The following is a 273-nucleotide window of genomic DNA, read 5'->3' as shown; positions in this document are numbered from 1 at the left end:
CTACCTGCTGTTCCGGCACTACTTCACCATCGACGCTGTGAGGCTGCATGCGGCCAGCTTCTGCATGAAGCACCTGCTTTGCCCTCTGTGTGCCATTAGACGGGGCGCTAAGTCGATGAAAGCCTACTTGGATAGGGGGGAGGTCATCCGAGCCGAGAAAACGGCTCTGAGGCCTTTTTTGGTGACTTTGACGGTGAAGAACGGTGATGACCTGGCTGAACGCTTTAAGCACCTTCATAGAGCCCAGCGCGAGCTATGGAAACGCCGGCAACG

General features: G+C 56.4%; 1 protein-coding gene. It reads left to right on the top strand.

Features of this window, described 5'->3' with window-relative positions:
* Positions 1 to 37: 37 nt before the first annotated feature.
* Positions 38 to 273: protein rep (locus ABG80_RS22975; protein ID WP_268761002.1), on the top strand; the 236-nt coding region annotated here is incomplete at its 3' end.

This window comes from Aquabacterium parvum, assembly GCF_001447195.1.
In the GTDB taxonomy this organism is placed as follows: Bacteria; Pseudomonadota; Gammaproteobacteria; order Burkholderiales; family Burkholderiaceae_C; genus Aquabacterium; species Aquabacterium parvum.
Note: the sequence above shows the minus strand (reverse complement) of the source record. Positions and strands in the feature narration are given on the sequence as shown.